At 66.8% G+C, this 12,739-nt stretch carries 14 protein-coding genes; 7 read left to right on the top strand and 7 right to left on the bottom strand.

Going from position 1 to position 12,739, the window contains the following annotated elements:
• Positions 1-115 precede the first annotated feature (115 nt).
• Positions 116-1,027, top strand: coding sequence for a class A beta-lactamase (gene bla / locus EJB06_RS15570; RefSeq protein ID WP_370660131.1), 912 nt, complete (start codon positions 116-118; stop codon positions 1,025-1,027).
• 33 nt (positions 1,028-1,060) lie between these two features.
• Here bla and EJB06_RS15565 read toward each other — a convergent pair whose 3' ends face one another.
• Both EJB06_RS15565 and EJB06_RS15560 read right to left on the bottom strand, forming a co-directional pair.
• Positions 1,061-1,285, bottom strand: coding sequence for a hypothetical protein (locus EJB06_RS15565; RefSeq protein WP_126074937.1), 225 nt, complete (start codon positions 1,283-1,285; stop codon positions 1,061-1,063).
• A gap of 114 nt (positions 1,286-1,399) precedes the next feature.
• On the bottom strand, positions 1,400-1,732 hold the full coding sequence (locus EJB06_RS15560) for an ArsR/SmtB family transcription factor (protein WP_126074936.1): 333 nt from the start codon (positions 1,730-1,732) through the stop codon (positions 1,400-1,402).
• Positions 1,733-1,896: 164 nt separating this feature from the next.
• Here EJB06_RS15560 and EJB06_RS15555 point away from each other — a divergent pair, with 164 nt between their 5' ends.
• The 3 genes from EJB06_RS15555 to EJB06_RS15545 all read left to right on the top strand — a co-directional run bounded on the left by EJB06_RS15555 (position 1,897) and on the right by EJB06_RS15545 (position 4,649).
• Positions 1,897-2,445, top strand: a complete 549-nt coding sequence (locus EJB06_RS15555) for a Spy/CpxP family protein refolding chaperone (protein ID WP_126074935.1) — start codon at positions 1,897-1,899, stop codon at positions 2,443-2,445.
• Positions 2,446-2,518: 73 nt separating this feature from the next.
• Positions 2,519-3,223 (top strand): response regulator, encoded by a 705-nt coding sequence (locus EJB06_RS15550; RefSeq protein ID WP_449823132.1) that lies wholly within the window; start codon positions 2,519-2,521, stop codon positions 3,221-3,223.
• On the top strand, positions 3,216-4,649 hold the full coding sequence (locus EJB06_RS15545; RefSeq protein ID WP_229427106.1) for a sensor histidine kinase: 1,434 nt from the start codon (positions 3,216-3,218) through the stop codon (positions 4,647-4,649). The genes EJB06_RS15550 and EJB06_RS15545 overlap by 8 nt, the downstream gene beginning before the upstream one ends.
• On the opposite strand, the gene EJB06_RS15540 is transcribed toward EJB06_RS15545, so the two are convergent.
• The 5 genes from EJB06_RS15540 to EJB06_RS15520 all read right to left on the bottom strand — a co-directional run bounded on the left by EJB06_RS15540 (position 4,646) and on the right by EJB06_RS15520 (position 10,964).
• Complete coding sequence (locus tag EJB06_RS15540) at positions 4,646-4,885, bottom strand: hypothetical protein (protein WP_229427105.1); 240 nt, start codon at positions 4,883-4,885, stop codon at positions 4,646-4,648. The genes EJB06_RS15545 and EJB06_RS15540 overlap by 4 nt on opposite strands.
• Entirely contained in the window at positions 4,882-5,346 is a 465-nt protein-coding gene (locus tag EJB06_RS15535) for a DUF2269 family protein (RefSeq protein ID WP_126074933.1), read from the bottom strand. The genes EJB06_RS15540 and EJB06_RS15535 overlap by 4 nt, the downstream gene beginning before the upstream one ends.
• Positions 5,346-6,653, bottom strand: coding sequence for an SDR family oxidoreductase (locus EJB06_RS15530; RefSeq protein ID WP_126074932.1), 1,308 nt, complete (start codon positions 6,651-6,653; stop codon positions 5,346-5,348). Before EJB06_RS15530 ends, EJB06_RS15535 begins: the two co-directional genes overlap by 1 nt.
• A gap of 427 nt (positions 6,654-7,080) precedes the next feature.
• Positions 7,081-9,570: a TonB-dependent receptor plug domain-containing protein gene (locus EJB06_RS15525; protein WP_126074931.1), complete on the bottom strand. Its 2,490-nt coding sequence runs from the start codon at positions 9,568-9,570 to the stop codon at positions 7,081-7,083.
• Positions 9,571-10,016: 446 nt separating this feature from the next.
• Entirely contained in the window at positions 10,017-10,964 is a 948-nt protein-coding gene (locus EJB06_RS15520) for a DUF808 domain-containing protein (protein WP_126074930.1), read from the bottom strand.
• A 236-nt stretch (positions 10,965-11,200) separates the two neighbouring features.
• Here EJB06_RS15520 and EJB06_RS15515 point away from each other — a divergent pair, with 236 nt between their 5' ends.
• The 3 genes from EJB06_RS15515 (at position 11,201) to EJB06_RS15505 (ending at position 12,665) form a co-directional block, all read left to right on the top strand.
• Positions 11,201-11,413: a BrnA antitoxin family protein gene (locus EJB06_RS15515; protein ID WP_126074929.1), complete on the top strand. Its 213-nt coding sequence runs from the start codon at positions 11,201-11,203 to the stop codon at positions 11,411-11,413.
• Positions 11,414-11,569: 156 nt separating this feature from the next.
• Positions 11,570-11,854 (top strand): HU family DNA-binding protein, encoded by a 285-nt coding sequence (locus EJB06_RS15510; RefSeq protein WP_126074928.1) that lies wholly within the window; start codon positions 11,570-11,572, stop codon positions 11,852-11,854.
• Positions 11,855-12,020: 166 nt separating this feature from the next.
• On the top strand, positions 12,021-12,665 hold the full coding sequence (locus EJB06_RS15505; RefSeq protein WP_126074927.1) for a LysE family transporter: 645 nt from the start codon (positions 12,021-12,023) through the stop codon (positions 12,663-12,665).
• Positions 12,666-12,739 lie beyond the last annotated feature (74 nt).

Genomic DNA, 12,739 nt, shown 5'->3' with positions numbered 1-12,739 from the left:
GGGAGTCCACAGAAGACCATATTTCCACACGACAATGGTTGAGGTGGGACAAGGCATGGTGGAGAATGGCGGCTATACAACACCGTGCCGTCCACCCTCCGAACAGAAAGCCGCCATGACTTCTTCGCTGTCCTTTTCCCCGCGCCGCCGTACCCTGTTGATCGCCGGCGCCTGCGCGCCGCTGCTGGCGGCCTGCGCCACCGCTCCCGGCGCCGGCGCCGGCGCCGCCCGGTCCGAGGCGCAGGCGCGCCTGGCCGCACTGGAGACGGCCGCCGGCGGGCGCCTGGGCGTGGACGCCATCGATACCGGCGACGGGCGCCGGCTCGGCCACCGCGCCGACCAGCGCTTTCCGATGTGCAGCACCTTCAAGGCGATCGCCGCCGCCGCCATCCTCGCGCACGGCAAGAACGTGCCAGGCTGGCTGGACCAGCGCGTGCGCTACGGCAAGGCGGACCTGGTGAGCTACTCGCCGCTCACCGAAAAGCACGTGGACGCTGGCATGACCATCGGCGAACTGTGCGCCGCCACCATCCAGTACAGCGACAACGCCGCCGCCAACCTGCTGATGAAGCTGATCGGCGGCCCGGACGGCGTCACCGGCTTTGCGCGCAGCGTGGGCGACACCGTGTTCCGCCTGGACCGTTGGGAAACCGAGCTCAACACAGCGATCCCGGGCGACCCGCGCGACACCAGCACCCCGGCGGCGATGGCGAGCCTGCTGCGCCGCGTGGCGCTGGACGACGGCTTGCCCGCGGCGCAGCGCGACCAGTTGCAGAACTGGATGCGCGGTAATACCACCGGCGATACCCGCATCCGCGCGGGCGTGCCGGCCGGCTGGGCAGTGGCGGACAAGACCGGGACCGGGGCGTATGGCTCGAGTAACGATATCGGCATCGTGTTTCCGCCGCAGGGCGCGCCGGTGGTGCTGGCGCTGTACTACACGCAGGCCGATCCGCAGGCCAAGGCCAACAGCGAGATCCTGGCGGCGGCGACGAAGGTGGTCATGGCGGCGTTCGGCCGCGCCTGATTCTGCCTGGCCGCGCCTTGCCGGCCGCGCACCTCAGGCGCTGGAAGCGGTCTTCCTGCGCGGCCGCTGCTTGAACAGATCGGTGCGGCGCAGGCGGATCCCGCGCGAGTGAATCCCGCTGATGGCGCCCCATGCCGAGGCCCAGCGCGCGGCCCGCGCCTTCTCCTCATCCGACGATGAATCGATGGCGCGATCGATGGCCTTGACCATGCGCGCCATGCCATAGGCCTTGCGGTCCCTGGTGCCCCGGTAGCTCATGTACTGCCCGTATTAACATTCTTGCATTCAGGGTATGCCTATATATTAGGCAACACTGTTCGCCATCTCACCTTCGGAATTTTTAACTGAATGTCAATATGTAAGCAGATGTTACTACGGCAGCGTTGCCGCCGGTAGCGGCGCGGCTGCGGGGCCGCAGGGATTGCCGCCGCAGCAGTTCTCGGTCAGGAAGCCGATCAGGGCGTTCATGGTCGGCATTTGCGCCGCGTAAATCAGGGAACGCCCGTGCTGGGTCGGCGCGATCAGTTGCGCGTGGGTCAGTTCCTTCAGGTGAAACGAGAGCGACGATGGCGGCAGGCCCAGCCGCTCGCCGATCTGGCCCGGCGACATGCCGCCCGGGCCGGCCTCGATCAACAGGCGGAACACCGCCAGGCGCGACTCCTGGGCCAGCGCGGCCAGTGCCGCCAGTGCATTCTTGTTTTCCATGTGCGAACCTCGATCGTGGGGATTTCCATCGTATGGGCAATAGCGAAAGCGTGCAAGCACCCGCTTTACAAAACTTTACCGCCCACACATGAAGCGGACAGGCCCGCCGCCTACAGTACAAGCATGCGGAGCCAGTCCGGCGCCGCCCCACGAAAGGGCACGACATGAATCCGAACAAACACGGTCACCACCACCACCATCATCAGCACGACCACGAAGGCAGCCACGGCCACGGACCGCAGCGGCGCGGACGGCGCTGGCTGGTCGGCGCCGCCCTCGGCCTGGCCGCCGGCGCCATCAGCCTGGCCGGCGCCAGCTTCGCCGGCGAAGGACGCGGCATGCACGGCCAGCGCGGCCACTTCGCCAGCATGGACCCGGCCACCGCCGGCAAGCACATCGACAAAATGGTCGAGCACCTGCTCAGCGACGGCACGGCCGAGCAAAAGGCGCGCCTGGCGGCCATCGCCAAGTCCGCCTTTGCCGACCTGCAACCGCTGCACCGCGACTTCAAGGCCAGCCACGCCAGGGCCCACGAGCTCCTGGCGGCGCCGGCCATCGACCGGGGCGCGCTGGAACAGTTGCGCGTGCAGGAAGTCGAGCGGGTCGACCTGGTCAGCAAGCGCATCCTGGCGGCGGTGGAAGACGCGGCCGAGGTGCTCACGCCCGAGCAGCGCCTGCGTTTCGCCGCGCACATGAAAAAACGCATGCAATGAGCGCCGCCACCGATTCCCTCCAGCCATGTATCCTTGGGCCTTCCGACACTTTGGACGACAAGTCAGCGCCGACATGCTTCCGCGTATTTTGATGATTGAAGACGACGAGCGCCTGGCCGGCATGGTCGTCACCTACCTGCGCCAGAACGGCTACGAGGTGGCGCACGCCGCCAGCGCCGCCGCCGGCCTGGCCGAGCTCGAAGCGAGCCCCCCGGCGCTGGTCCTGCTCGACCTGATGCTGCCCGACGCCGACGGCCTCGACGTGTGCCGGCGCATCCGCGCCCTCGGCGCGCCGCTGGCCTCGGTGCCGATCGTCATGCTCACCGCCAAGGGCGATCCCTTCGACCGCGTGGTCGGGCTCGAACTGGGCGCCGACGACTACCTGCCCAAGCCCTTCGAGCCGCGCGAACTGCTGGCGCGCCTGCGCGCCGTGCTGCGCCGTCCGCAGCTGGCCGGGCTCGATAGCGGCCTGCGCCAGTTCGGCCGCCTGCTGATCGATACCGGCGCGCGCCGGGTGACGGTCGACGGCCAGGCGCGCAGCCTGACCTCGTACCAGTTCGACCTGCTGCTGGCGCTGGCGGCCAGCGCCGGTCGGGTGCTCTCGCGCGAACACCTGGTCGACGCCGTCAAGGGCGAGTCGCTGGAACCGTTCGACCGCTCGATCGACGTGCATATCGGACGCCTGCGCCAGGCCATCGAGGACGATCCCAAGCAGCCCAAGCGCATCATCACCGTGCGCGGCGCCGGCTATGTGTTCGCCAAGGTGCAGGATGCGTAGGCGCGAACACGGCCAGCATGGCGCCGAGCAGCGATGCGAGCACGGCTGGCAGGGCGGACCGCGCGGCTGGAAGCGCGAGCGCGGCCGGGAACGCGGACGTGGCGAACGCGGCCGGCGCTTTTCGATGGCGCACCACCTGTACCTGCGCATCTACGTGGCCCTGCTGGTCAGCCTGGCGCTGGCGGTCTGCCTGTTCGGCCTGGTGCACTGGGCCTACGATCCGGAACACATGAGTTCGAGCAACGAGGCGTTTGCCGAAGTGGCGGCCAGCATCCTGCCGCCGGCCAGCGCCTCGCCTGCCGACCAGCAGGCCGTGCTGGCGCGCTGGACCCGGCGCCTGCAAGCCAACCTGGCGCTGCACCAGGCCGACGGCGCGCCGATCGCCGCCGCCGGCGAGCCGCTGCCGCCGCTGGCGCAAGCGCGGCGCGACAGCATGCTGCTCGGGCCGATGGCCGTGTTCACCCTGCAGTTGCCCGACGGGCGCTGGCTGGTCGCCCAGCGCGCCTACGGCAAGAGCGCCTCGCTCGGCCTGGTCGCGATCCTGCTGCTGATCGCGCTGATGGTCGCCGCCGCCGCCTATCCCGTGGTGCGGCGCCTGACGCGGCGTCTCGAGCGCCTGCAGGCGAGCGTGGAAACCTGGGGCGGCGGCCAGCTCGGCACCCGCGTGGCGGTGGAAGGCAAGGATGAAGTGGCGCGCCTGGCCACCAGCTTCAACCAGGCGGCGGCGCGCATCGAGGCGCTGGTCGGTTCGCAGAAGAGCCTGCTGGCCAACGCCTCGCACGAACTGCGCTCGCCGCTGGCGCGGATCCGCATGGCGGTCGAGCTGATGCAGGACCAGGCGGCGCCGCCGATCCGCGACGAACTCAATCGCAACATCGGCGAACTCGACCAGCTGATCGACGAAGTCCTGCTGGCCAGCCGGCTCGACGCCACCGCCGACCTGGCGCGCCGCGACGAGCAGGTCGACCTGGCCGCCATCGTGGCCGAGGAATGCACGCGCCTGAAGGCCACGTTCGACGCGCAGCCGATCAGCCTGGCGGGCGACGCCAAATTGTTGCGGCGCCTGGTGCGCAACCTGCTGGAAAACGCCGCGCGCTACGGCGCCGGCACCGAGGTGCACGCCAGCCTGCGCTACGAGGGAAACGGGGGATACGAGGGAAGCGAGGGAAACAAGGGAAACAAGGGAAACAAGGGCAACGAGGCGATCGTGCTCGACATCTGCGACAGCGGCCCCGGCGTGCCCGAGGCGCAGCGCGAGCGCATCTTCGAGCCTTTCTACCGGGTGCCGGGCGCGAGCGAAGCGGCCGGCGGCGTCGGCCTGGGCTTGTCGCTGGTGCGCCAGATTGCGCGCCATCACGGCGGCGAGGTGCGCTGCCTGCCGGGCGAGCCGGGCGGCTGCTGTTTCCGCGTGCGCTTGCCGGTCTAAGGCCGCTTGCTGGCCCACGCGTCGTGCGCGTGCCGGCTGATGTAGGTGGCCAGTCCGCGTCCCGCCTGCGCCAGCAGTGTCATCCGCTCCACATGTTCCTGGCCGGCGCTGGCATAGGTGTAGACATACTGGGCGCCGCCGACGAATTGCACGGTGATCCGGCGCACACCAGGGCGGTAGGCCTCGACCCCGGAGTCGCCCGCCAGGTTGGCGTACGGGATCATGGGCGCGCTCATGCGGGCTTGGCCACCATCAGCCAGAACACGATCACCAGCGCGAAAAACGCCGGAATCCCCAGCGCCACCCACCAGCGCAGGTAGCGCCAGTAGAGCGGCGGCAACTCGGTGCTGTCGCGCGCGGCTACCTGGGCCATGTCGCGCATGCGCAGCTGCATCCACACCACCGGCAGCCAGCAGGCGCCGGCAAAGAAATACAGGCCGATCGACCACACGATCCAGGCGCTGGTCCACGCAAAGCCGGCCAGGTGGATCATATACAGGCCGGTGAGCGGCTGGACGATGATGGTGGTGGTGGTAAAGATCCAGTCGGCCAGCACCACATGGCGGCTGACCACGGCGATCGCCCGCACATCACGGCTCAGGCTGGTGAACAGCATGTAGAAGGCCGAGCCGATGCCGGTGCCGAACAAAAAGGTCGACGACAGGATGTGCAGCCATTTGACGATCAGGTAGTCCATTATTTTTCCTCAGGTTTCTTTTCTTCAAGCTCGAACAGCAGCCAGATGGCCGCCAGCATCGGCAGGTTCTTGCTCAGCGGACCGTAGGGGTGCAGCAGGAATTCCGGCAGCCTGAAGGCGATCGCCAGCGTGTAGAAGCCGATCAGCAGCAATTGCGCGCCCCACAGCCAGCGGCGCCGCTTGAGCGTCAGGATGCCGATCCCGATCAGCAGGTCGAGCGCGCAGGCGCCGTACAGCATCAGCGGCTGCAGCTGGGGCGGCACGCCTGTGCGTTCCAGCAACTGATAACTTTGCTCGACCGGGTACAGCCCGGCCGACACCGCCGCCGTGGCGATCCACACCGCCGCGATCGACACGCGCAGCACCGGCATCAGCCAGTGCAGCTTGGCCTGCATGCGCTCGGCGGCAGGGTCGTCGATGAAGCTGGCAATGGCGCGCGGCAGGCGCCCGATCAGGCGCATCGTCATGCCCGGATCGGCGCTGCTGCCACGGTCGAGCATGCGCAAGGAATCGCGGTTGAGCAGGCTGCCCGGCACCAGCCGTCCCAGTCCCGCCAGCAGCTTGCCGCACCAGGCCGGCAAGCGCAGCACGCGCAGCTTGCCCAGGCCGAGGCCGCTGCGCAAGGCCGCCAGGTAATCGGTGAACGGCAGGGCGGTCTGGCCGACCAGGGGGATGCGCTGGGCCGTGGCGCCGGCCGGCCCGACCGGCAGCGGGCGCCGCACCAGGCTGGCGATGGCGCAGGCCACATCGTCCACGTGGATCGGCTGCACCAGTTGCGGCGCGTCGCCGAAGCGCGCGCACAGCGGCATGCTGGCCAGGGTGCGGAACACGCGCGCGCTCACCCCATCCTTGCCGTACACCAGGGACGGCTGCAGGATGACCGAGCGCAGCGGCAGCAGGGCCAGGTAATCGTCGGCCGCCTTCTTGCTCAGGTGATAGGCGGTGTCGGCCTGCTGGTCGGCGCCCAGCGCGGACAGCTGGATCACCATGCGCACATCGTCCGACTCGACGCAGGCGGCGAACAGCACGCGCGGCGTATCGCTGTGGATGGTGGCGAAGGTCTGCTTGCCATGCTCGCGGAAAATGCCGACCGTGTTGATCACCACGTCGATGCCGTCCAGGCGCGCCAGCCAGGCCGATTTGTCGGTATCCTTGGCAAAATCGGCCTCGATGTAGCTCAGGCGCGGGCGCGTGCTGGCGGCGGGCGGCTTGCGCACGGCGGCCACCACGTAATACCCCTCGGCCAGCAACACGTTCAGCACATGCCTGCCGATAAACCCGCTCGCTCCTGTCAGCAAAATGCGCATCCGACCTCCTTACCGTTCATACCCATCGAGCCTGTATCCACCAACACGTTCACTAAATTCCACGAGGACACCATGGACACCTGGACATCCGCAACCCGGCGCAGCCTTGTTTCGGCCGCCGTCGCCTCGGCCGTGGCCTGCTTCGTCGACGACCGCATGACGCCCGCGCGCCGCCAGCCCGGCGACCGACGGCGCCTGTCGCGGCCCCCGCTGGCGCCGGGTCTGGCAACAGGGGCGCTTGCCAGGCGGGGCGACCGGTTTGCGGGAGTCGGGATGATAGCGGGTTTTGCGCCCGCGCTGATGGGCGTGGCGCAATTGGGGCGGGATCGAGAGCGCGGGAAGGGAAAGAGACGGGCCGGCGAAGCGCGCGGCCCTGGTCTTGCACCCTTATTGCCGCGCGGGCGGCAATAAGGGCCTCAGGCGCATGTCAGAACGCGTAGGTGGCGCGCGCGTACACGTAGCGCCCGCCACGCCCGAACGGCGCGTAGTTCGGGAACGGCGCATTGCCGCTCGGATTGAGCGCATTGCCGACCGATTCAGGATACTTGTCGAACAGGTTCTCCGCACCGAGCGCCAGGTTCAGCTTGGACGTGAGCGCATAGCGTCCTTCCAGGTCGATCACGGTTTTCGCGCCCAGGGTCACGTCCAGCGCCGGCGAAGCGTTCGGCGACAGGACCTTGCCGTAGCGGGTGGCGCGCAGGGTGGCGCCCATCTGGCCCAGCTTCCAGTTGGTGCTGGCGTTGAACTTGTTCTTCGGCTGGCCCTGTTCCAGCGACAGCACATTCAGGCGGTCGAACAGCGGGGTCGGGGTCGGCAGCGCCGCCAGCTGCGCCGTGGCCGGGACACTGGTCACATCGGTGCTGGTGAAGTTGCCCGCCACCGTGAAGTCGAACTTGCCGATATCGCCGCCATTGGCCGCCCAGTTCACCACCACGTCGACGCCGTCGGTGGTGGTGTCGACGCCGTTGATGAAGAAGCGCCCGCCGCCCACGCCGATGAAGCCCTGCCTGGTGAGGAAGTTGCGCACGTCGGCCGAGGTCAGGTTTTCGGACAGCACGATGCGGTCGCGCACCTTGATGCGGTAGGCGTCGATGGTCACGTTGGCGCTGCCCAGGCGCAGCACCGCGCCGAGCGAGGCATTGACCGATTTTTCGGCGTCGAGCGGCTTGGCGCCGAGCGCCACCGCGACCGGATCGGTCGGGCGGAAGGTGGTGATCTCGAACGGCACGCCGGTGATGAAGTTGGTCGCCGTCGAGGTGAAGTTCTGCTGTTGTGGCGAGGGTGCGCGGAAACCGTTCTGCAGCGAGGCGCGCAGCGCGAAGGCCTTGCTGAAATCGTAGCGGCCCGCCAGCTTGCCGGCCAGGCTGTTGCCGAAGTCCGAATAGCGCTCGGCGCGCACCGCGATCGAGGTCAGCAGTTCCGGCGTGATGTTCGCTTCCAGGTCGACGAAGGCGCCCACGGCGGTGCGGTGCGTATCCGATTCGTTCTGCGGACGGAAGCCCGAGAACACTTGCGCGCCCGGCGCGGTCGGCTGGCCGTTGGGCAACAGCTGGCCGCCGAAACGGTAGGAATCGGGCTCGCCCGCGAACAGGCTGTAGCCTTCGCGCCGCGCCTCGGCCCCGACCGCCACGTTCAACGGCGACGACAGGCTGGCCAGCGCGATCGAGCGCACCCCGGTCAGGTTGAATACCAGCTGGTCGTATTCGAAGCCGCCGGCCTCGAAGGAGGTCTTGCTGCTCGGGCCGATCGAGCGGTTCAGGGTGTTCTCGATGGTGAAGTCCATCTTGTTCTTGCCGTAGCCGAGCGAGCTGTCCATTTCCCACTCGCCCATGGTCCAGCTGGCGCCGCCGGTGGCGGCAAAGTCGTCGACCACGGGCGAAATGATCGGCATGAAGCCGTCCGGATAGATCGACGGGATGTTGCGCGGGTCGTTGGACCAGCGGAAGAAGCCGGCCGAGCTGGCCTCGCGTTTCTGATAGCTGGCCCAGCCGTACACCTTGACGCCGTTGCCGAGCGTGTCGCCGGCGTTGGCGAACACGGTGGACTGCTTCATTTCCGGCTCGCCATACCAGGTATTGAAGCGGTTGATGGTGTTTTCGCGCGGGTCGAAGGCGCCGCCCACCAGCGCGTACTGCTGGCGCATGTCGTAGCCGCTGCGTTCGGTGTGCTTCTGGTCCTTGAATTCGCCGGCGATGGTCAGGTAGCCGGTGTCGCCCAGCGCCAGGCCCTTCCACAGGCTGACGGTGGCGGTCTGGCCGTCGGTGCGCTTGCGCGAGTTCTGCGCCTGCCAGGTAGCGTTGGCGGGCGCGCCGCCGGTCAGGAAATCGTATTCGGTCAGGCGCGCGCCGTAATTGACGGTCGCCTCGCCGCCGTCGCGGTTGTTGCGCAGGCGCAGGTTGACCACGCCGGAAATCGCATCCGAGCCGTACTGGGCGGCCGCGCCATCGCGCAGCACTTCGATGTTCCTGACGATCGCGGTTGGGATCGTGTTCAGGTCGACGGCGGCCGAGCCGCGCCCGATGGTGCCGTTCACGTTCACCAGCGAGGACGCGTGGCGGCGTTTCGAGTTCACCAGCACCAGGGTCTGGTCGGGCGCCATGCCGCGCAGGGTGGCGGGGCGGATGGTATCGGTGCCGTCGGCCAGGCCCGGGCGCGGAAAGTTCAGCGAGGGCAGGGCCACGGCCAGGGCCTGGTTGATTTCGGTGGTGCCGGAATTCTTGAGCGAGTCGGCCGAGATGATATCGACCGGGGAGGCGGTGTCGAGGGCGGTGCGGTTGGCGACCCGGGTACCGGTCACGACCACGGTATTCGACGTGTCATTCGGTGCTGCATCCTGCGCCACGGCGGCGCCGGTGGAAAACAACGTTGCAATCGATAATGCCAGTACGTGCTTCTGCGGTGCGAATCGTTTCTGCATACCTGCTCCCTCGGGTTAACTATGAATATTGTTTTAAAACACCTATCAACTCAGCCGTCTAAATAGTGGAAAACTTGCTAATCCATACTGGAACGAAGAGAAAGCAATGTCAATTCCAGAACCGGCTATGCAGATCTGATAACAACAGTTTGGATTTATTCGTCAGTTCCGCGTAAGGAAGCCGGCGACCCGACGGCGTCGTGTCCACTGCGGTGCCAGGCACCAGAGTGGACACGGCGGCAGGCGCCAGCGTGGACACGGGATGGAAAGCGGAGGAAATTGTCCACTTCGGTGACAGGCACCGGGGTGGACATCAGGGGAAAATTGTCCACTTCGGTGCCAGGCACCAGGGTGGACAGGCACCGGGGTGGACAGGCACCGGGGTGGACATCGGGGAGGGAAATGTCCACTTCGGTGCCAGGCACCGCGGTGGACATCAGGAGACGTTACGCCGGCTTGGCGCCGCCCTTGCCTCTGAACAGGCGCTTGGCGCCCATCACCACGCCCAGCACCAGCGCGCCGGCGATCACGCCGATGATGGCGTCGACCAGGGTCGGCACGATCGCCTTGAGCACCGGTCCGATGCCCGCCACCGCGCCGGCCGCCGCCGAGGCGTCGTCGACAAAATGATGCAGCACCGGGAAGCCATGCTCCAGAATCCCGCCGCCGACCATGAACATGGCCGCCGTGCCGACCACCGACAAGGTCTTCATCAGCTTGGGCGCGGCCGCCAGCAGCAGGCGCCCGAAGCCGCGCGCAGCGGCGCTGGCGCGCTGGCTCAGGTACAGCCCGGCATCGTCGAGCTTGACGATGCCCGCCACCAGCCCGTACACGCCGACCGTCATCACGATCGCAATCGTCGTCAGCACCGCGACCTGGCGCCCGAAATCGACTCCCTCCACCGTGCCCAGCGAAATGACGATGATCTCGGCCGACAGAATGAAGTCGGTGCGCACCGCGCCCTTGATCTTTTCTTTCTCGAGCGCCACCAGGTCGACCGATTCGTCCGACAGCGCCTTGACCAGCTGGTCGTGGTGCGCCGCATCTTCATCCGGACTGTGCAGGTATTTATGGGCGATCTTTTCGAAACCCTCGAAGCACAGGTAAGCGCCGCCGATCATCAGCAGCGGCGTGATGGCTTGCGGCAAGAAAGCGCTGATGGCCAGCGCGGCCGGCACCAGGATCGCCTTGTTCACGAACGAACCTTTGGCCACCGCCCACACCACCGGCAGTTCGCGGTCGGCTTTCACGCCCGTCACCTGCTGGGCATTGAGCGCCAGGTCGTCGCCGAGCACGCCGGCGGTCTTCTTGGCCGCCACTTTGCTCATCACGGCGACATCGTCGAGGATGGTCGCGATATCGTCGATTAATGCCAGTAAACTGCTTGCAGCCATCTGTCCTGCTCCAATGTTGGTCGAAAGCGTGCATCTTAACCCGAGTCCGTCCAGCCCGGCTTTTTGCGTTTCACCCCCCAAAATCTGCAACTCGTCGCTTTCCGCCCCTTGTCGCGATGGCATGTACGTATAGTCGTATCAGTACAAGGCCCCGGCCCTTCACCACGCCAGTCCGGGCCTGTCACGATCGATACCAAGCGACGCAAGCCAACCACACGATGTAAAGCGAGGCAACCATGAAATCCGAGTACGATTTTTCCAATGCAACCCCAGCCGCCGGCCGTCCGGCCAAGCGCAAGACCCGCATCACCATCTACCTCGACGACGAGGTGTTGCAGCAGTTCCGCTCGCTCTCCGAGCAGAGCGGCAAGGGTTACCAGACCCTGATCAACGCGGCCCTGCGCATGCGCCTGCCGCAGGCGCGTCCCGAGACCGCACTGGCCGAGTAAGCCGCGCGCGCCGCCGTCGCGGCTGCGCGCAATGGCCCCCGATCTCGTCGTGATCCAGTCACAGCGGGGCTTACTTTTGTGCGTACACTTTAGAATTTATTACATTAGGCAATAATTATGCTAATCTTCCCGCTCTTTTAACACGGGAGGATTTTTATGAAAAAAGGCGAACTGATTGCGGAATTTGCGAAGCGTACAGAAATGTCCGGCGCAGCTGCCAACAGCGCGGTGAACACGATCATCGAGATCATCACCGAGCGTCTGAAAAAAGGCGACACGGTAGGGATCACCGGTTTCGGTACCTTCTCCGTTGCCAAGCGCGCTGCGCGCAAGGGCCGCAATCCATCGACTGGCGAAGCGATCAAGATCGCGGCGTCGAAGTCGCCTAAGTTTTCGGCTGGCGCGACCCTGAAGGCTGCGGTCAACCCGAAGAAGAAGTAAGCGAAGCACGCAGGCCCTGCGCGCGGCCTGAAGCGGCGACGTCGGTCCCCGACCGGCTTCGCCGCTTCAGCTGCCGCGTGTTTTCCGCCTGGCTTCGGGACCGCGCCGGTCCCGCCCCTTGCCTGACACCGCCGTACCCCTCTCATCTTTCTTCCCCGATTTCCCCATGCCGCTCGCCAACTGGATCGCCTTCGTCATCGCCGGCTCGCTGATTGCCATTTCGCCCGGGTCGGGCGCGGTCCTGTCGATGTCGCACGGCCTGGCCTACGGCTTGCGCAAGGCCAGCGCCACCGTGGCCGGCCTGCAATGCGGGCTGCTGCTGGTGTTCGCCATCGCCGGCGCCGGCGTCGGCTCGCTGCTGCTGGCCTCGGAACTGGCATTTAACATCGTCAAGACGCTCGGCGCCCTGTACCTGATCTTCCTCGGCGTGCAGCAGTGGCGCGCACCGGTGGTCGCCGGCGCCGGCCGCGCCGACGCGCCCGTGGCGGCCCATCCGGCCTGGCAAAAGCGCTTCCTGACCGGCTTCCTGACCAATGCGACTAACCCGAAAGGGATCATTTTCATGGTCGCGGTGCTGCCGACATTTATTTCGAACACCCTGCCGCTGCTGCCGCAGCTGGCGATCCTGGGCGCCACCATGGTGACCATCGATACCATCGTCATGCACGGCTATGCCTTCCTGGCCTCGTCCATGCAGCAGTATTTCCGCGATGCCGGCGCGCTGCGCAAGCAGAACCGTTTCTTCGGCGCCGTGCTGGCCTGCATCGGCGGCGCCCTGTTCTTCGTCAAGCGCGGCGGCCATCCCGCCTGAGTTGCTTCGCGGGTAACAGTAGCGCAGAATGTGCAACTGTTTGTAACCCCTGTCGTCCGCCGCCGCGTTCGCGC

The organism is Massilia atriviolacea (assembly GCF_003953935.1).
GTDB classification, from domain to species: domain Bacteria; phylum Pseudomonadota; class Gammaproteobacteria; order Burkholderiales; family Burkholderiaceae_D; genus Telluria_A; species Telluria_A atriviolacea.
The sequence above is the reverse complement of the archived record's forward strand: the minus strand, read 5'-3'. Positions and strand labels throughout refer to the sequence as shown.

What these genes read in the sequence shown, in the direction of transcription:
- bla (WP_370660131.1), top strand. Translation starts at nt 116, where the DNA reads ATGACTTCTTCGCTGTCCTTTTCCCCGCGCCGCCGTACCCTGTTGATC.
- EJB06_RS15565 (WP_126074937.1), bottom strand. Translation starts at nt 1,285, where the DNA reads ATGAGCTACCGGGGCACCAGGGACCGCAAGGCCTATGGCATGGCGCGC.
- EJB06_RS15560 (WP_126074936.1), bottom strand. Translation starts at nt 1,732, where the DNA reads ATGGAAAACAAGAATGCACTGGCGGCACTGGCCGCGCTGGCCCAGGAG.
- EJB06_RS15555 (WP_126074935.1), top strand. Translation starts at nt 1,897, where the DNA reads ATGAATCCGAACAAACACGGTCACCACCACCACCATCATCAGCACGAC.
- EJB06_RS15550 (WP_449823132.1), top strand. Translation starts at nt 2,519, where the DNA reads ATGCTTCCGCGTATTTTGATGATTGAAGACGACGAGCGCCTGGCCGGC.
- EJB06_RS15545 (WP_229427106.1), top strand. Translation starts at nt 3,216, where the DNA reads ATGCGTAGGCGCGAACACGGCCAGCATGGCGCCGAGCAGCGATGCGAG.
- EJB06_RS15540 (WP_229427105.1), bottom strand. Translation starts at nt 4,885, where the DNA reads ATGAGCGCGCCCATGATCCCGTACGCCAACCTGGCGGGCGACTCCGGG.
- EJB06_RS15535 (WP_126074933.1), bottom strand. Translation starts at nt 5,346, where the DNA reads ATGGACTACCTGATCGTCAAATGGCTGCACATCCTGTCGTCGACCTTT.
- EJB06_RS15530 (WP_126074932.1), bottom strand. Translation starts at nt 6,653, where the DNA reads ATGCGCATTTTGCTGACAGGAGCGAGCGGGTTTATCGGCAGGCATGTG.
- EJB06_RS15525 (WP_126074931.1), bottom strand. Translation starts at nt 9,570, where the DNA reads ATGCAGAAACGATTCGCACCGCAGAAGCACGTACTGGCATTATCGATT.
- EJB06_RS15520 (WP_126074930.1), bottom strand. Translation starts at nt 10,964, where the DNA reads ATGGCTGCAAGCAGTTTACTGGCATTAATCGACGATATCGCGACCATC.
- EJB06_RS15515 (WP_126074929.1), top strand. Translation starts at nt 11,201, where the DNA reads ATGAAATCCGAGTACGATTTTTCCAATGCAACCCCAGCCGCCGGCCGT.
- EJB06_RS15510 (WP_126074928.1), top strand. Translation starts at nt 11,570, where the DNA reads ATGAAAAAAGGCGAACTGATTGCGGAATTTGCGAAGCGTACAGAAATG.
- EJB06_RS15505 (WP_126074927.1), top strand. Translation starts at nt 12,021, where the DNA reads ATGCCGCTCGCCAACTGGATCGCCTTCGTCATCGCCGGCTCGCTGATT.